This window comes from Clostridium liquoris (genome assembly GCF_002995785.1).
GTDB classification, from domain to species: Bacteria; Bacillota; Clostridia; order Clostridiales; family Clostridiaceae; genus Clostridium_AO; species Clostridium_AO liquoris.
Window position 1 is genome coordinate 49,871 of sequence record NZ_PVXO01000012.1, and the last position, 18,626, is coordinate 68,496.

At 32.0% G+C, this 18,626-nt stretch carries 18 protein-coding genes; 3 read left to right on the forward strand and 15 right to left on the reverse strand.

Translation table 11 applies throughout. The features are described 5' to 3' along the window. Positions 1–224: 224 nt before the first annotated feature. Positions 225–587 carry a VOC family protein gene (locus CLLI_RS03315; protein ID WP_106062822.1) on the reverse strand — a complete coding sequence of 121 codons (363 nt, stop codon included), beginning with the start codon at positions 585–587 and terminating at the stop codon, positions 225–227. A gap of 83 nt (positions 588–670) precedes the next feature. Beyond that, the gene (locus tag CLLI_RS03320) at positions 671–898 is read right to left on the reverse strand and encodes a DUF2798 domain-containing protein (protein WP_170063635.1); all 228 of its coding nucleotides are present in this window, start codon (positions 896–898) and stop codon (positions 671–673) included. Between the two features lie 501 nt (positions 899–1,399). Here CLLI_RS03320 and CLLI_RS03325 point away from each other — a divergent pair. Beyond that, positions 1,400–2,539 (forward strand): MGDG synthase family glycosyltransferase, encoded by a 1,140-nt coding sequence (locus CLLI_RS03325; RefSeq protein ID WP_170063636.1) that lies wholly within the window; start codon positions 1,400–1,402, stop codon positions 2,537–2,539. On the opposite strand, the gene CLLI_RS03330 is transcribed toward CLLI_RS03325, so the two are convergent. The 5 genes from CLLI_RS03330 to CLLI_RS03350 all read right to left on the reverse strand — a co-directional run bounded on the left by CLLI_RS03330 (position 2,536) and on the right by CLLI_RS03350 (position 8,839). Further along, the gene (locus CLLI_RS03330) at positions 2,536–3,030 is read right to left on the reverse strand and encodes a glycosyl-4,4'-diaponeurosporenoate acyltransferase CrtO family protein (RefSeq protein ID WP_106062825.1); all 495 of its coding nucleotides are present in this window, start codon (positions 3,028–3,030) and stop codon (positions 2,536–2,538) included. The genes CLLI_RS03325 and CLLI_RS03330 overlap by 4 nt on opposite strands. A 61-nt stretch (positions 3,031–3,091) precedes the next feature. After that, positions 3,092–3,892 carry a hypothetical protein gene (locus CLLI_RS03335; RefSeq protein ID WP_106062826.1) on the reverse strand — a complete coding sequence of 267 codons (801 nt, stop codon included), beginning with the start codon at positions 3,890–3,892 and terminating at the stop codon, positions 3,092–3,094. Positions 3,893–4,101: 209 nt separating this feature from the next. Further along, on the reverse strand, positions 4,102–5,301 hold the full coding sequence (locus tag CLLI_RS03340; RefSeq protein WP_106062827.1) for an FprA family A-type flavoprotein: 1,200 nt from the start codon (positions 5,299–5,301) through the stop codon (positions 4,102–4,104). Between the two features lie 54 nt (positions 5,302–5,355). Continuing rightward, complete coding sequence (locus tag CLLI_RS03345; RefSeq protein WP_106062828.1) at positions 5,356–7,263, reverse strand: acyl-CoA dehydrogenase family protein; 1,908 nt, start codon at positions 7,261–7,263, stop codon at positions 5,356–5,358. Positions 7,264–7,564: 301 nt separating this feature from the next. Next, positions 7,565–8,839, reverse strand: coding sequence for a hypothetical protein (locus CLLI_RS03350; protein WP_106062829.1), 1,275 nt, complete (start codon positions 8,837–8,839; stop codon positions 7,565–7,567). Positions 8,840–9,012: 173 nt separating this feature from the next. Here CLLI_RS03350 and CLLI_RS03355 point away from each other — a divergent pair, with 173 nt between their 5' ends. Further along, positions 9,013–9,747, forward strand: a complete 735-nt coding sequence (locus CLLI_RS03355; protein ID WP_106062830.1) for a hypothetical protein — start codon at positions 9,013–9,015, stop codon at positions 9,745–9,747. Positions 9,748–9,894: 147 nt separating this feature from the next. Here the strand turns inward: CLLI_RS03355 and CLLI_RS03360 are convergent, their stop codons facing one another. The 5 genes from CLLI_RS03360 to CLLI_RS03380 form a co-directional block, all read right to left on the reverse strand. Then, positions 9,895–11,151 carry a YeeE/YedE family protein gene (locus tag CLLI_RS03360; protein WP_106062854.1) on the reverse strand — a complete coding sequence of 419 codons (1,257 nt, stop codon included), beginning with the start codon at positions 11,149–11,151 and terminating at the stop codon, positions 9,895–9,897. 163 nt (positions 11,152–11,314) lie between these two features. Beyond that, on the reverse strand, positions 11,315–13,015 hold the full coding sequence (locus CLLI_RS03365; RefSeq protein WP_106062831.1) for an FAD-dependent oxidoreductase: 1,701 nt from the start codon (positions 13,013–13,015) through the stop codon (positions 11,315–11,317). 140 nt (positions 13,016–13,155) lie between these two features. Further along, positions 13,156–13,953: an ABC transporter ATP-binding protein gene (locus tag CLLI_RS03370; RefSeq protein ID WP_106062832.1), complete on the reverse strand. Its 798-nt coding sequence runs from the start codon at positions 13,951–13,953 to the stop codon at positions 13,156–13,158. 45 nt (positions 13,954–13,998) lie between these two features. After that, complete coding sequence (locus CLLI_RS03375; protein WP_106062833.1) at positions 13,999–15,048, reverse strand: taurine ABC transporter substrate-binding protein; 1,050 nt, start codon at positions 15,046–15,048, stop codon at positions 13,999–14,001. Positions 15,049–15,072: 24 nt separating this feature from the next. Then, entirely contained in the window at positions 15,073–15,849 is a 777-nt protein-coding gene (locus tag CLLI_RS03380) for an ABC transporter permease (RefSeq protein WP_106062834.1), read from the reverse strand. A gap of 224 nt (positions 15,850–16,073) precedes the next feature. Here CLLI_RS03380 and CLLI_RS03385 point away from each other — a divergent pair, with 224 nt between their 5' ends. Beyond that, positions 16,074–16,964 (forward strand): LysR family transcriptional regulator, encoded by an 891-nt coding sequence (locus CLLI_RS03385; protein ID WP_106062835.1) that lies wholly within the window; start codon positions 16,074–16,076, stop codon positions 16,962–16,964. A 23-nt stretch (positions 16,965–16,987) separates the two neighbouring features. Here CLLI_RS03385 and CLLI_RS03390 read toward each other — a convergent pair whose 3' ends face one another. Genes CLLI_RS03390 through CLLI_RS03400 form a run of 3 tightly spaced genes read right to left on the reverse strand, consistent with a single transcriptional unit; the run spans position 16,988 to position 18,453 of the window. Further along, positions 16,988–17,503 (reverse strand): YeeE/YedE thiosulfate transporter family protein, encoded by a 516-nt coding sequence (locus CLLI_RS03390; RefSeq protein WP_278335562.1) that lies wholly within the window; start codon positions 17,501–17,503, stop codon positions 16,988–16,990. Between the two features lie 23 nt (positions 17,504–17,526). Further along, positions 17,527–17,751: a sulfurtransferase TusA family protein gene (locus CLLI_RS03395; RefSeq protein ID WP_106062837.1), complete on the reverse strand. Its 225-nt coding sequence runs from the start codon at positions 17,749–17,751 to the stop codon at positions 17,527–17,529. A gap of 21 nt (positions 17,752–17,772) precedes the next feature. Next, on the reverse strand, positions 17,773–18,453 hold the full coding sequence (locus CLLI_RS03400; protein WP_106062838.1) for a YeeE/YedE thiosulfate transporter family protein: 681 nt from the start codon (positions 18,451–18,453) through the stop codon (positions 17,773–17,775). Positions 18,454–18,626: the final 173 nt, after the last annotated feature.

Below are 18,626 nucleotides of genomic sequence, written 5' to 3' on the forward strand. Positions count from 1 at the left end.
TTAATTAAATTTATCCAATAGCCCTAAAACAAAATAAGCACTCTATGAAAGCAACTAGCACCAAATCAAAGATTTGGGTTATCTGCTTTTGTTCTAAGACTTGGCTTAGTGTTGACGCACTAAGCTTTTCTTATTTATGTTATATCAATTTATCAATCATGATATTATGCACCTTTCACATTTATAAACCGCCATAAGTTGTGCAGCTACCTAATAATTTGTTATTAAATATTCTCTACAAACTGAATTTTTAATCCATTTGGATCTAATACATAGAAAAACTTGGTATGTGGATTAGGTTGAAATGGTCCACTATGGATGTCTATGCCCTTTTCTTTAACTAAAGCCATTGTTTCATCTAATGAATTCACTTCAAATCCCAGTGAAATATCTTGCCCAAAGTTTACTTCATTAGAAGCTTCATTGCATACAAGTTCAATCTTTGTTTCTCCATCCCCTAAAAATGTAATTTCTACTCCTGGCCCTGCTTTGAATCTTCTATCCACCTGAAGCCCAATTATTTCTTTATAAAACTTTAAAGATTCCTCCATATTTTTAACCATTAATGTACTCCAGCAAAATTTCATAATCTAGTTCCCCCTATTCTATAAATTCTCAAAAAATAATACTATAATAACATTATAATCCACCCTTGGTAGCACATCAATTACTATTCCTCCACTATGTTATTTACTATCTTCTCTGCCAATGGAATAAATATATTAGCCAATGGCACAGAGATGGCTGTACCCAACAATGCAGATTTTAAAAATGCTATAAAAAAGCCCTCTCTAAATCCATAATTTATTAATACCATAAAAAAGGCAATGGGTATAGATATAAATGCAGCAGCAAGACATGAAAAGACAACTCCCCTATACTTCTTATTTATTTTCACAAATATCATCCCCCTCATTAATCTTCTCTATTAATATCTATTCAGTGCCTTCGCTTGTTATAACGACCACTATCACAGGAGAAATTTTTACGCTAAATGCAAGTTAAAATAAAACACTCCTCATTTATCAATAATATATTCACCTTAGAATAGATTTTGCTTATCTTTTTATTGTATTTAATCTAATTTTAATCTTCTACAAGTACAATAATGAATGTTAGTGTAAAGTTGCCGAAGTGAAAATGAGTTAATTAAGGGTTTAAAAAATCGTTCAAGCAGATATAATGTATTATAAAATAATATCATTCCAGTTGTTACTAGAGGTGAAAAAACTGGATTATATAACATAGGCATATGTAGTTAAATGCTTTTGAGATTGACCTCTTACAATAATACTCTCAAAATGTTACAATATAAAAGATGCATAGCAAAAAGTTAAGGAGCTAGATATTTAATAATCATTGAATGCAAGATAAGGAATACAAGGAGGAAAATGCTAAATTGGATAAGATTCTTTTTATATCATCTAACTATACTGGAAATGGTCATAAAAGTATAATTCAGTCCTTATATAATCAATTTGAAAAATTAAACCAAGGGATATCCATTGAAGAGGTAGATGCTTTTTTACTTGGTGGTGTTTTTACAAAAACATTGTCCAAGCTTTATAATAAAGTGGCAGTCTTTGCTCCTCGTTTATGGGGGGCTTTATATAAATTAGGGAATAAAATTCCCAGCCTTATTAATTCTTTCATAGAAAGTACCATAAAAAAGAATTTTCTTAAGCTAATACAAGAAAGCAAACCAAACTTAATTGTCACTGTTCATCCAGCTTTCATAGGATCTATTATTAATATTCTCGAAAAAAATGGTTTAAATATACCTGTTATAGTAATAGTAGCGGATTTGGACAATATCTCTCATCTTTGGGCTGATAAACGTTCATTATATACTCTATGCCCGTCAAAAGAATCCTATAATAGCTTAGTTGAGCTAGGAATTCCTAAAGATAGGTTGAGGATTTTTGGGTTTCCAACAAGGGATATATTCAACCATGTAAGTGCTGAAAATGTCCATATACCAATAGCTTGTACCGTTGATAATAGCAGACTTAATTTTTTCATTATGAATGGCAGTCAAGGTGGAAGTTTTTCAAAACAAATATCTGAAAGCCTTTTAGAAAACTTTAATTGTAATGTGGTAATTTTAGTTGGAAAGAATACTAGGCTTAAGAAATCCCTTGAGAGCTATTTGAAACCTAAATACCCTGACAGGATAACAGTTTACGGATTTACTGATAAAGTTAACTACTATATGATGAATTCCGACATACTTCTAATAAGAGCTAGTCCTAACGTACTTATGGAAGCTATAAATTTGTGCAAACCAATAATAATAACAGGCTCCTTTACAGGACAAGAAGAAAAAAACCCTCAGTTTGTTACACGTAACAATCTAGGAGTTGAGTGTGAGGATATAAATAAGCTGCCGCAAGTTGTAAGGGAACTTATTGATAATAATGGAAAAATGCTTAAAGAAATAAGAGAAAGTCAATTAAAATTTAGACAGCCTAATGCAGCAAGTGATATAGTTAAATTTATTGTAAGTGTTTTGCAAAATATCAAAAACAAAAGGGATTAAACTTCTGTCCCTTTATGTTTCATAATTGATATTATTCTAGGTCTATTATATCTTTGAATTATTATAAAAGGAAAATTTAATATGATGGCTAAAAACAGCATAGAAATAAATGCTGTAATGCCATCAAATATTAAAAATATAACTGTAGAAAAAATAATAGACCAGTGTGTAAATTCAGCTTTGCATGACTCCATTAAATATTTCGCTATAAATTCACCCTGGAATTCCTTTATAAATTTTTTAGGAAATATAGATTTAATAAAATCAGCTAATTCTGGAAGTTTCTTTTTCCATGCCCTCACTTTAAATTTATCTTGATAAAACTCTCCGCCCTTTTCCCAATTTCTTTCCTTGTACATCCAGCTATTATATCGATAATACCGTTCAGGCAATTTTGTTGATACAAATGTTAATATCATCGAAATAAAAAGGAATACTCCCGTGTAAATTGCAAACTTTCTTAAAAAAGATGATTTAGATATTATTCTCATAGTATGCCCTCCAATACAAAATCATATTTCCGACGAAGCTTATCTTTGCTAAATTATATTTTCAATGTCTTCTTAAAATTATCCAACAGCACAAGGCTATGACCAAAATTGATAAATTCTGAACTATAGAAATGCTCTTATGAAAAATAAAATAGGAGCAAATTAAAGGATAAATTATTGTAAGAGACATTTGAACAGGTACAATATGTATTATATCACCAAATTTATATGCAACTTGTAGAAATGCCCCTGAAATAAATCCAACAATAATATATTCATATATATAAGCAGATCTAAAAATTCCGGCAAATGAACCTCTTCCAGTATTAACACTTACATTTAATATAACATATGCAACTCCGCCAGTAAGTCCGGATATAGATGAAAATAAAACGGCCTTTATCTTATTCGTCAATTTTTTTAAAAAAACTGGCATTAACAATAAAAATGGAGACAAGGTCAATGCATAAAAGGCTGTTTTATCAACGTATGTAATAGTTTTCCTTTGCTGAGCAGCACAGATTACATATAGGCAGACAATAATAATTATTGCAAATAGTATATCTGATTTGTAAAGCTCCTCTTTTAAAAAAATGTGTGACAGAATAATAACAAATACTATACCTAAGCCTGAAATTGCTGAAATCACTTCAGGAGCCAGTCCTTTAGAGGCAATTGCTGTTGGAAAAACAGAAATATTATAGGCCAATATAAGCCCTATAACCCATATTATTAAGTCAGAGGAAATCTTCATATTTTTTATATTTTTCAAATTAATTAGTTCTTTAAAATTTATGCCGCTTGTACCTTTTTTTTGCAGCAATATGCCTATAGAATGTAAAAGTATTCCCATAATTGCCAATATGACACTCCATAAATTAGTCATTTCATAATACCTCGAATAAACATTATTTAATTTTTTTAAAGCTATTTACATTACCTTGTAGATACTTTATTATATAACATAAATATTAAAATTATATTAATTTTTAAAATTTTAAAAAAGCACATATACCTTTCCCAACTTACAGGAATTAGATACATGTGCTTTTCATTATTATTTTTCTAAAATTACTTCATTGATTCTATAATGCTATCAGCAAGGGATTCCATTGAATCTACATCTTGTTCTTTCATGCTGGAGTTCACTGATATCTCATTGTCTAAAACGGTTATGTCTTTCATTTCATTTAAAAGTTCACGCATCAATTTATCAGATTGAGGAGCCCATGAACCATTTTCTATAAGACCAAAAGTACGTTTTTGAACATTTAATGCCTTCATATCCATAATGTAATTTAGCATTGGTGGATAAATCTTTAAGTTATAAGTTACAGAAGCAAGAACCACATGACTATATTTAAATGTTTCAGAAATCAAATAGGACACATGAGTTTTTGAAACATCATACATAACTATATTAGTCATTCCTTTTTTAGCTAATCTTGTTGCCAAGTCGTTAGCAGCGGCTTCTGTGTTGCCGTACATTGTTCCATAAACAATCATTACACCCTTTTCTTCAGGTTCATAACGGCTCCATTTATCGTACTTACCTAACAAGTACCCAAAATTATTACGCCATACCAATCCATGTAGAGGACATATAATCTTGATATCTATAGTACTTGCCTTCTTCAAAAGAGCTTGAACATGTGGACCATACTTACCTACAATGTTTGTATAATATCTTCTAGCCTCATCAATCCAATCTCTATCAAAATTTACTTCATCATTAAATAGTTTACCATCCAAAGAGCGGAAAGAACCAAAGGCATCAGCAGAGAATAGTACACCATCAGTAGCATCATATGTCACCATAGCTTCTGGCCAATGTACCATTGGTGCAGATACAAACACAACATTATGCTTTCCAAATGACATAGTGTCGCCTTCTTTTACTTTCATTACCTTACCATCAATATGGAAACCAAATTGATTCATAAACATGAAAGCTTTTTCAGTGCATATAATCTTTACATCTGGATAACGAAGAATAATCTCTTCAATGCATGCCGCATGATCTGGTTCCATATGGTTTATTACCATGTAATCTAAAGGTCTGTCCCCTAAAACCGCTTGAATATTCTCAAGAAACTGACGGCAAATTGACCAGTCCACTGTATCAAAAAGTACTGTCTTTTTATCTAAAAGTAGATAAGAATTATATGAAACGCCTTTTTCAATAGGATGAATATTTTCAAATAGGGCAAGGCGGCGATCATTGCCACCAACCCAATAAAGATCCTCAGTTATATTTCTAACACAATACATATTTAATCCTCCTTCATACCAAAACACATTATTCCATTTATTTAATCATGTAAATTATACTTCTATAAATTCATCTTTTCCTTCACCGCAAGCTGGACAAGTCCACTCTTCAGGTAAATTTTCAAATAGTGTACCTGGCATTATTTCGCCTTCTGGATCACCTACGCTAGGGTCATATTCATAACCGCATCCGTTACATACATGATACTTCCAAGTTGGAGCAGCTTTCTTTGGAATTGCTCTTTTCATCTTCTTCATTGGTGGTGCTTCCTTCTTTGCTTCTCCATTATCTAAAGCAGCAGTAAGTAGTGGCAATATCTCCATCAAATCTCCAACAATACCATAGTCCGCATTTTTAAAGATTTTAGCATTAGGATTTATATTTATAGCAACAATTGTGGAGGCATCCTTTATGCCTTTCAAATGCTGACTCGCACCTGAAATACCACAGGCAATATAAAGATTTCCTTTGAACTTTTGACCAGACATACCAACATAACGATTTAGTGGTACATATTTAAGTGTTTCAGCTACTGGACGAGAAGAGCCTATGGCTGCACCAGCTTGTACTGCTAAATCTTTTATAAGCTTCATATTTTTCTTTTCTCCTATGCCTATACCTGCACTAACTACCCTTTCAGCTTTACCAATAGGAGTATCCAAAGGAATTCCAACTGTAAAATCATAGCCATCTTCCTTAAGAGCTTTTACAAGAGCATTAACTCTTTCTTCAGGAGTTCCTTCCTTGAAAATAACTTTCTTACGATAACCTGTAGCAGGTTCTCTCTTAGAAGTTTTACCTGTGTGCTCTTCCTTAGGCATTTTTCCTATAATGTTAGAAGCTATAACCACACGCTGAATCTCATTAGTTCCTTCATATATTGTACAAATCTTAGCATCCCTATAAGCACGTTCAACTTCCATACCCTTCATATAACCGCTTCCGCCAAATATTTGTAAAGCGTCATTTACAATCTCAAGGCAAACATCGGAAGTATATTGTTTAGCCATAGCGGCTTCCATACTATAATGCTCATGATTTTCTTTTAGCTCTGCTGCACTATAAACTAGTAATCTTGCTGCTCTAAGCTTTGTAGCCATATCAGCCAACTTAAATGCTATAGTCTGCTGCTGACAAATAGGCTTACCAAACTGAATTCTTTCTTTTGAATACTCCAGTGCATGTTCATAAGCACCCTGTGCTATACCAAGAGCCTGAGATGCAATACCAATACGGCCGCCATCTAATGTGGACATAGCAATTTTGAAGCCTTCTCCTTCTTTACCTAATAGATTTTCTTTAGGTACTTTTACATCGTTGAAAACCAGTTCTCCAGTTGCAGAAGAACGAATACCCAGCTTATCGTAATGTTTACCAAAGCTAAAGCCTTCAGAGTCCTTCTCCACAATAAATGCACTGATACCACGAGTACCTATATCAGGTGTAGTAACTGCAAAAATAATGTAAATATCAGCCTCACCTGCGTTTGTTATGAAAATCTTTTCTCCATTTAAAATGTAGTGATCTCCTTCTAACACGGCAGTAGTCTCAGTACCAGCAGCGTCACTACCGGCATTTTCTTCAGTAAGACCAAATGCTCCAAGTTTCTCTCCCTTTGCCAGTGGAACCAAGTATTTTTGCTTCTGCTCCTCAGTTCCATAGGCAGCAATTGGATATGTACCCAAGGATGTATGAGCGGAAAGGATTACCCCTGTACCACCATCAACTCTTGATAATTCCTCAACGGCAATTGCATAGCTTAATACATCCAGACCTGCTCCGCCGTATTCTTTGGGATATGGGATTCCCATCATGCCCATATCAGCTAACTTATGAATTGCTTCCGAAGGGAATTTATTTTCCTGATCCAACATAAATGCAATAGGTTTTACTTCCTCTTCAGCAAATTCTCTAATTTTTGTTCTCAAATTTTCATGTTGCTCTGTAGTCTTAAAAAACATAAATACACCTCCGATTTATCTAATATATTTCATTGCATAAAGCATATTTTGAAACATCTTATTTAAATGTATACTTAATTCGTATATTTTTATTGTATACCTAAACAACATATTTTTCAACCCCAATTGAAACTTTTTTTGTCATGGTTACCAACTAAATGTGTAGCTTGTCCCAGGAAAAGGTCATATTTTATGATGTTATGAAGAATATCTTTCAAATAAAAAAGAAGGAAAAAACTTCAGATGAATTATTTTCTCACCTGAAGCTTTCTTATATAATACTTCCGTTTTTTTACAAGGGTCAGTCCCACTTAAAGAATCTCTTTAAGGGTGAATTTAAAGACTCTATTTTTTCATTTAGCTTTTTGATTTCTTCTTCTTTATCTGCTAGGTTTTTTTGTAAAAAATTTATACTTTCGGCTAATAAGTGTTTGTTATCATTAAATATTTTAAATTCTTCTCGTATACTATTTAGTTTATTTGCCTGAGATAAGTTAACCTTCTTAAGTTTATCAATAGTATCTATATAATATGTAATTTTTTCACAATTCTCCTTCATACAGTTAATAATATATTTATTTAAGGTAGGAGAATAGTTTTCTATATCCATTAAAAAAGCTAAGTCATCCTCATGCCTTAAATATATTTCATGAAAATCTTTTGAAATATATTTAGCCTTAATTACTTGGACATATGGCAAAATTTCTCGGTAAGGGGAAACAATGATTGATTCAGCATCCTTTATAAAGAAATTATAGTAAATATCATTGCTATTTATCCAACTGCCAAAGGGCTTATCCCCTATCATTGCCAAGGAGCAAGAAGTTAAATTATTACCTTCAAAAATTTTATTACATTTAAAATTAGATAAATTACCTTCATAAAATAAAAGGGAATTTGTACGTTCTTCTTTTTTTATAGCTAAAACGCATAGAGTATTATTAAGAGGCAAGAAGGAATAATCTTTTAATGGTTCCTTATTTTCATCAATAATATAGAAGTTAGACCAACGGCCATTTTCTTTATTTAGTATTCTATAACCTAAATTGTAACCATTTATTGGTTTTTCATATACAATAAATAAATCATGATTTTTTAAAACACTTAGATTAAAAGAAAGATTATTACTGAAATTTATTGTATCAATGATTTTAGAGTCAGATAATTTAAGGGATTCATCAATTTTTTGATGAAACATTGTTATGTTTTTACTCTTTTTGTTTAATATGCAATAAACTATATGGATTTCATTCTTAAGAGAAATAGATTTGAAATTTATCTCTAACATAGGATTTTGAAAGCTTTGAATAATTTTTTCTTTACTCCATTTTAAGCCATCATGTATCTTTAACATTATATTCCCACTTAAATCTTTATATAGAATATAAATGAAATCATTTGGAAGCAATGCAATATAAAAATCATCTACATATGAATTAGTAAGCATATTATAGTCTGACCATCTATCATCTATTAAAATTCTGTAGATTATTCCCATATTTTCGTCACATAAAAAATTCCATACAACACCATTACTTTTTCTAATTATGTAAAAATTTCTTTTATTCACTACCATCCATATTCCCCCACAAAGAGTTGTTTCTTATATATAACATATGCTAAATAGAAGAATAGTTATAACTTAAAAGTTCTAAAAGATCATAAAAATTGTAACCTATAACTGTAAAACACATATTATATATTAAAAAGTTTATTTTTAAAAATATTTTTTAAAGGAGATTGTATATTATGAAAGATATTCAAGAAATATTGATGGAAATGGATAAATTAAGTGAACAAATAGCTACCACATTAGATGAAGAAGTAACAGAGTTGCCTATTTTAGAAGAAACAATTAATGGCGGATGTACCGCATGTGGCCAAGGCGGCGCAGCTCCTGCCCAAGCAGCATCATGCTCATGTACTAGTCAATGTCCTCCATGTAATGATAGAGTACAATATTGCTGCAAAGTACCTGTACCAATTGGATTTAATGTATTAGCTGCTCTTGGAGAAGGTGGAGGTACTCGTGGCACTAGAAGTCTAGCTGTTAAAAGCTGCCTATACTGTTTTGTTGACCCAACACCATGTCAAGTAACCATTACAACAGATGCATGCCCTCCAGTAACTGCAAATTTATATCCAATTAGAGTAATTGGCTGTATACAATATATTGCTAGTCTTAGCAATGTGCAAGGTACTTGTGGTATTAACTCCACTAGTAATATACCCCTTACTCAATTAAGCAATGATCAAAATACAGCTGCTATATGTTGTCAAAGCTCTATATGCGTAAATCAGGTAGTAGCTCATCAAGGAACACCTCCAACTCAAGCTCAAAGTACTCCTAAACCAATAGCTTGTAATACACTTAAAGGAAGCTTAACTGTAAGATTAGAGGATTGTGATTGTGGTGCTGCAAATCTTGATAAGACTCAAGTTGTAACCTTTAGAGGGGAATTCCAGCTTCCAAAAACTTGTTAATTACCTTAATAGATAAAGAAAATAAACCTTACTTTACTGTAAGGTTTATTTTCTTTCCGCACTCTATGTAACCACCCCAGTGGTATTTCCATTTTTTGAAAGGGGTCAGTCCCCTTGCTTCCACTTTTTTACAAGGGTCAGTCCCTCTTATGAGGCGATATTAAACTTTCTAACTAAATTAACTCCGATTATTCCTCCAATAGTTAAGGCCACCATGAATGTCCATCCTGATAAGGAGAAATTACATATTCCTGAATATAAGGCTCCTATGTTACATCCAGCTGAAAGTCTTGCGCCGTATCCCATAAATATTCCACCTATTGCATAGAAAACAATATCTTTAAATTTAAAGCCTCTCTTAAATGAAAAATGTCCTGCTAATAATGGAGATATTAAAGCACCTATAATTATTCCTAAGTTTCTCATTGAACCTGGGTCGTTCATAAACCCTGCATTTATATTCTTCATCTCTTTTGCAAAATAAGGCCATTTTGAAACATCAATTAACCCTATTGATTGATATATCCAAGCTCCCCAGTATGCAAAAGTAGAAGTTACTCCCCAGCTCTTGCCTGTTGAAAGTAATATTACTTCAAACATAACTGATAAAAGCACTGCTCCAGTATAGAAAGACCATCTTTTTATAAAGAACTTGTGATAAGTTTCTTTACTAAAGAACTTGTATTCAGCTGGTTCTTCCAATTCCTTTTCCCACTCTTCATATTCTAATGGAATAAGTGTATTTTCTCTTTTTCTCTTATTTTCATACCATTTTGCAAAAACATAAATTCCTAAGAATCCTAATAATGAAATTACTATGGCTCCCATATAACCAAAAACATCTGGTAAATAAACTCTTGTATTCCAAGAATAAACGAAAGTAGTTTTCCACCAAGCCATATCATGTGCTCCCCATACAGATCCTGTTACAAAGAAGAATAAAACTATTAATGCTCTTCCTTCACCTTCACCTGCATCTGTAAGTGTTCCAGAGGCACATCCTCCACCTAGCATCATACCAATACCAAATATTAATCCACCTAATGTAGCTAAAATACTAACGGGTTCAACATTTTGAGTTCCTGGTATTATCTTAGCTCCCTCTATAGCTTTATAAGCAACCTGAGCACCATTAAGATATGAACCAAAGTGTAACCCTGCTGTCATTATTAATGAGATGGTAAGCAATAACATTAATGCTTTTGTTAAACTTGAATCTCCAGTTACATATAGTTTTCTTATACCTCCTGCAAATCCAAATCTTGATCTTTGCATTAAATATCCAATTGATAGTCCAGTTATTAAAAACAATCCCAATTTAGGGTTCTTTGCAGATTGGGATGATGCAAAAGCAGCCATAGCTATTAAAATTATAAGTCCAATAAATGTTTGTGTCTTATTTATAGTTACTTTTTCAGAGGTTCCCTTTACAGAACCTGATTTAGTTCTAGTTCTTATTTCTGTCTGATTATTCATATTTCTTTCACTTCCCCATTTCTAGTTTTATTTTTTTTGTGCAAGTCTAATCTGTTAGTTAAACTATATTAGACTTGCACTTGGGTTGATATTATCGGAAATTATAATCTGTAACTATTTTTTCTCTTCCTGTTGTCACGTCATTGAAATACTCATAGAATGATATTCCCATAAATCCACCTGAAACATTATAAACATTTTCGTATCCTAAGTGCTTAAGCGCCATTAATGCATTATAGCTTCTTTGAGCACTTCTGCATTGTAGATATACTGGTTCATCCTTAGGTATTTCATTTATTCTTTGTCTTATTTCACTAAGTGGTATGTTTTTAGCTCCAATTATGTGACTTAATTCATACTCTTTTTTTTCTCTTACATCTATTATACAAGCTCCTTTTTTAACTAAGTCTCTAATATCCTTTTCTCTTACTTGTTTGAATTCGCCATGTAATAGGTTAGTAGCAACATATCCTGCAAAATTAACTACATCCTTAGCAGTTCCAAAAGGTGGAGCATAGCATAATTCTAAGTCTCTTAAGTCGTCCACTGTTGCTCCAAATTTAATAGCTGTAGCAATTACATCTACTCTCTTATCTACATTTCCTCTGCCAATTGCTTGAGCACCTAATACTTTTCCTGTCGGCACTTGGAAAATCAACTTAAAGTGAAGTGGTTCACATCCTGGCATTAGACCAACCTTATCTCCTGGAATTACTTTAGCTACTTCATAATTAATATCTAATTTAAGTGCTTTTATCATTTCTTCATTTAAACCTACTGAAGCTGCATTATAATCAAAACATTTTACTATTGATGATCCTATAAATCCTGTATTTCTTACAACTCTTCCATGAATATGGTCAGCAACTTGTCTTGCTTGTTTTTGAGCAGGTCCAGCTAATGGTAATCTAACTGTCTTTCCAGCTAAAGCATGGTATACTTCAATAGCATCTCCAACTGCATATATATCCTTGTCGCTAGTTCTATAATTTTGGTCCACTTTTATAGATCCAGTTTCTCCAATTTCAAGACCAGCTTTAACAGCTAATGAAGTCTCTGGAGCTACACCAATGGCCATAACTACTGCCTCTGCTTCTATCTTCTTACCAGATTCTAAAACAACAGTATCTTCTTCAAAGGCACTTACTTTATTTCCAACAATTAGATTTACGCCCTTATCATACATTTCTTTGTGAAGAATCTGAGCCATATCATAATCAAAAGGTTTCATGATGTGAGGAAGAGCTTCAATTAGAGTTACATTATGTCCTGCTTCTTTTAAGTTTTCAGCAACTTCAACTCCTATAAATCCTCCTCCAATTACTGAAATATTAGTTATTCCCATTGCTTTTACAGATTTGTTTAGCTTGTCTATATCTACAACATTTCTTACTGTAAATACCTTTATGCCTTCAATTCCTTTTATGGGAGGAACTATAGCCTTTGCACCTGGAGATAATATTAATTTATCATAGTTTTCAGTGTACTCTTCTCCAGTTAATGTTTTTTTAACTGTCACTTCTTTTTTCACTCTATCTATGGCTATAACCTCATTATTGACCCTAGCATCTATATTGTACTGTGCTAAAAACTTATCTGGGTGCATAAGTACTAGACTTTCTGCCTTCTTTACTGTTCCACTTAAATGATATGGCAGACAGCAGTTTGAAAAGGATACGTGAGGATCTCTTTCAAACATTATTATTTCATCTTCTTCACTTAATCTTCTTAATCTGGCTGCTGTAGATGCACCACCTGCAACTCCACCTACTATTAAATACTTTTTACTCATTTTTACCCCTCCATGATTTAATTGTTTTATTTATAATTTGTTAAATTTATCTCAATATCTATGTTAATTATAATACAATCCTATGCCATTTTATAATAAACAAGTGTTATACAGCATAACACTTGTTTATATGATGATCTTTAACTTTGGCTATTAATAATTTTTAAGATTTCTTCTCTAACATTCATATATTCAGGTGTATATCTTGCTTCTTCATGGCTTACACCTAAAATATGATATGTGAAATCCGTATTAAATTCCTTAATTATTCTACCTGGCCTGCTTGACATTACAATAACTCTTGTTGCAAGGGCTAAGGCTTCATCTACATCATGAGTAATAAGGAAAACAGTATTTTTGGTCTTAGTCCAAATAGTTCTTATTAAGGTTTGCATATTTTGCCTTGTTAAAGCATCTAATGCTCCAAAGGGTTCATCCATTAAAATCATTCTTGGCTTATTTACTAAAACCCTTGCAAGAGAAGCTCTTTGTTTCATACCCCCAGAAAGTTCATAGGGCTTATGTTTTTCAAATCCATTTAAACCAACAAGTTCTATGTATTTATCTGTTAATTCTTTAATTTCGCCTTTTGAAAACTTTCTCATTTTTAAGCCAAAAGCAACATTATCATGAACATTCAGCCATGGATATAAGGTAGGGCTTTGAAAAACAACTCCTCTATGCCAATCCGGTCCACTAATAGGGCTGTTATCCATTGCAGCCTCTCCCTCTGATGGCTGAAGAAAACCTGCAATAATCTTTAATAAGGTACTTTTACCACAGCCAGATGGTCCAAGTACGCATATAAATTCCCCTTCTTTAATATTTAAATTTATATGTTGAAGTGCAGTAACATCACCTTTTTCCCCACTATATCTTAAACTCACATCTCTCACTGTTACCACACAGTCTGTTTTATCTTTTACTATTTCATCCATGCAAAACTCTCCATTTCTATTACATTGCTTTAAGCTTTCTACAGATTATTTTATAGCCTTTTCTATAAATGACGGGTTTACCGCTTTTTCAAAAGTATCCAGCTGAGGTTCTTTTTTAAGATTCTTTTGTTTGTATAGGAAATCAGCTGTATCTTTTAATGATTTTACTAGGTTACCCTTTTTATCGCTTGTTCCAAAATAAGCAGGATCTAATTGCTGTTCAGCAGTAAGCCAAATAGAGCCTTTTGTTTGTTTTAATGCTTCCTCTGGTGTAATTTCTAAAGAATCTGAAAGTGTTTTAATAGCATCTGCTTGATTTTCATTATATAGCTTCACAGCTTTGTTTACAGCCTTGATATACTTTGTTACAAGATCCGGATATTTATCAGCAAACTCCCTCCTAACAACCTCTACGTTAGATGTAATAACGCCTTTCTCCGCCATATCCTTACTTGAAATTATACTTCTGCCATCTTTTAAAAGATTAGAAAGTGTTGGTTCCCATACATAAGCTGCATCAATGTCACCTCTTTGCCATGCTGCATATATATCAGGCATTTGCATATCAAATAGTTTTATGTCTTTTTCAGACATACCATTTAACTCTAAAGCCTTTAATAAACTATAATGTGTTGTTGTAGTATATGGTGTAGCAACCTTTTTCCCTTTAAGATCCTTTATAGAATTAATATTTGAATCCTTTTTAGCAACTAATTGTTCTGCATTCCCAAGAACTTCATGTATCCAAATTGTTTCTATGTCAATACCACTTGCAATACCCTGTGCTGCAGAAGCTGACCCAAGTAAGGCAAAGTCAATATCCTTTGAAACAAGAGCGTTTCTTATGTCCCCTGCTTGGAATTCAATAATCTTAACCTTAACTCCAAGCTCTTTTTCAAAGAAGTCTTTTGCTATAGCAATTTTTTCATCATTAGACATTTGCTGAGTGCCTATGTTTACTACCTTAGGTAAATTTGATGAAGCACCATTATTTTTCCCATTGCCTGCGGAATTTTTTGATGATGCACATCCTGCAAATAATGCTGCCGTCATAGCTACTATTGCCACATTAGCTAAGATTTTTTTAAAATTCATTTATATCACTCCTGAATTATATTTTTATTCTTTTCCCTTCCAAGGAACAATTTTATTTTCAATAAACTGTATACTTTTGTCTAATAAAATTCCTGTAATCCCCATTATAATGATTCCCAAAAATATAATATCGCTTCTCATATAACGACTTGCATCCAATACCATCCAACCTATACCAGAGTTTGCAGCAACCATTTCAGCAGATACCAAAGTAGTATAAGCAACACCTAAAGCTGTTCTTAACCCTGTAAAAATGTCAGGTAAACACGCTGGAAATATTACATGAAGAAATACTTGCATTTTACTGGCACCTACTGTATAAGCACTATTTATGTAATCCTCTTTTACTTTTATAACTGCTGATACGCAAGAAATATATATTGGTGCAAAACAAGCTAAAAATAGAAGTGCAATCTTAGATTCATTTTCAATTCCCATCCATAAAACTAAAAGCGTATAATATGCTAATGGCGGAAGTGGTCTATAAAATTCTATAATAGGCTCAAAAATTGCCCTAAGTTTTGAATTATAACCACTTGCAAGTCCTAATGGAATAGCAATTATCATAGCAGAAAAAAAGGCGCTAATAAGTCTATTCATACTTGCCCCTAGATGCTGAAATAGTGTATAGTTTTTATATCCATTCTGCATAATATCAATTAATGCATCCCATACGGATTGAGGAGATGGTACTATTTTGGGATCAACCAATCCTAATTTTGTGGTCATAAACCATATTACTAAAATAACAATTACTGTTACACCAGTTAATACCCTTTCACCTATTGTTTTTTTCTTCACCACTACTCCCCTTTTCTTGTTAATTTTATCTCAATCTTTATATCAATTATAATATAGCCATATAGGTTTTTATTATAATGATTCATTATACTGCATAACAAATCATTATATTGCAAAATTATCCATGAAAATAACTATGGCTTGTATTCATTTTTATTGCAACTAATGATACAATATAAGTTATTAAAGTATACAGATTATTTTAAATTTAAGGGTGTGACGATGTGAATCTTGAGTATCTTCAGTCATTTTACGTGACCGTAAAGTACAATAGTATATCAAAAGCTGCTTACCATCTTCACCTTACTCAGCCTGGACTTAGTATGCAACTTAAAAATTTAGAAAAAGAACTTGGGTCAAATCTTTTAATAAGAAGTAACAAAGGTGTTAAGCTAACAGAGGAAGGAAAAGTTGTATTTAACTATGCTGATACTCTATTATCTATTAAAGTCAATATAGAAAGAGATCTTAAAAATTTACAACAGGATGTACCAAGGTTACTTATTGGTTCCTGTAAAAGCATAGGGGAGTATGCTCTTCCTTGTACTATATTTGTCTTTAAAAAACTCCATAAGGAGTTAGATATAAATATGGAAGTTAACAATTCATCTGAAGTTATAAAAAAATTATGTGATCATTCCATTAATATAGGAATTATTCAAGGTAATCCAGAAGAAGACAGCCTGGATATTGAATATATAACCTCAGATGAATTGATTTTAGTTGGAAATAGTAGCGAAAACATAGATCATATTACTATAGAAGAATTAAAAAAATTGCCTCTTATACTGAGAGAGGAAAGCTCTAATGCCAGATACTTAGTAAAAAATGCTTTTCAAGAAAAAGGTGTTTTATTAGAAGACTTAAATGTTATTTATTCTCTAAATTCTCCAGAAGCTATTAAATCTTCTATATTAGCCGGGAAAGGAGTGGCCTTTTTACCTAAGATAATAGTTAAAAATGAATTAAAAAAGGGTCTTCTTAAACAAATTACGGTGGATGAAATTAAAATAGAATTTAATTACTATCTTTGCTATAGAAAAAATTACGTACTTACCAAATATGAGAGGATGTTTGCAGATTTTATAACTTCTAATAAAAGAGCATTTTGTTAAAAAAATAGGAGGTATATTTCCTCCTAGATTAATTTAGATAAAATTTTAGTCCCTACTACAGCTCCCAAAACAACAAAAATCCAATAAACCCACGCATGTAAAGAAAAGGATGGTATGCCACCGAAAAAACTTCCAATATTACAGCCAGAAGTAAGTCTAGCTCCATAACCCATAATAATTCCCCCCACAAGGGCAAGAATAGTCTGCTTTTTATCCTTTAACCTTTTCAACTTAAATTGAGATGATAACAATGTTGCAATTAAAGACCCTGTAATTACACCAATATTTAAAATTGTATATTTATTAATAAATAAATTATGATTTAAAATTATATCGTTATATGTATAATTAAATATTTTAAAAAACCTCCAATCATATACCTTAATACCAATGAAATCTAATATCTCCATACCCCATGTGAGAAAACCAGTATTTATATGCCATACTGTTCCCGTTATTGCCAGTAAAGTCACATTAAAAATGCCCAATAATATACCTCCAACCCAGTAGGGCCAGGGTTTTTTTAACCATTCAACCATATTTTTAATCCCCTCCTATATTATCATGGCTTTTGAATATAAATTTCCCATTCTCCATTCTCTAAATCCACTACTCTTACCAAGTAATTATTTTGCTGCCCCCATTCTTCTACAATAACTCCAATGCAACTTTGGTCTGAACGCAAAACTAAAATATCTCCACATTGCATTGTTTTTAATTCCTTAACCGCCTTAATTAACGGAATTGGACATGGTTCATACAGACAATTAAGTTCTCTTACTGCCATATACACGCCTCCCTCATGTTTTTAATTTTTTTTATTTTCATATCCACTTGCTATCCTATATAAAATCATTAAAACAACTAATTGAAGTATAACTACAATTCTTAAATCCACATATTCCGGAAAGTAAATTACTTTTGTATTACTAATAATTTTGTCATACCAAAAGGAATAATTATTTGCCCCTAAAATATTACCTATTATAAATCCTAATGAAACTACCCAAGGGAAGGCATGTCCCTCTCCAATTCTCGTAAGAATCGTTGAACTACAGCCTCCAGCAATAGTCATACCAATTCCAAATATAAATGCTCCTATTGCAATATGAGGGCCTACTGAAGTTATAGAACCTGGAATACGTATATAATCTATAGGATTATTTTCAAGATAGATGTATTGAATTATGCCAAAGCCTACAGTGCTTACCATCATAGCCAATAATAAAGCCTTTAAAAGCTTTGTATTTCGCAAAATAATAAAATCCCTAAGTGCTGCTGAAAAGCAAAATCTAGAATATCTTAATGTAACACCAAATCCAATACCTATAATCCAATAAGGAATATATTTATAATTATATTTCCATAGAAACGCACAGATAGCTAGTGCAATTAAAAAGATGCTAATTGCATATGGAATTTGATTTTTTTGTTTTTTATTTGTTTTCATCTGCCTCTGCTGTATTAATAAGTCCATATCATTAATCAATATATCACCCCCGTATCATCATTACAAAATAATATCATTTTTTTTATTTATTTACAAGTTGTATTATGTGACTGCCAGACCTTTGTAAAAACTATAACAGTTTCAATATAAAAAAAGCTTCAGATGAATTATTTTGTCACCTGAGGCTAAGAGCCAAAACCTTGGCTGAGCTT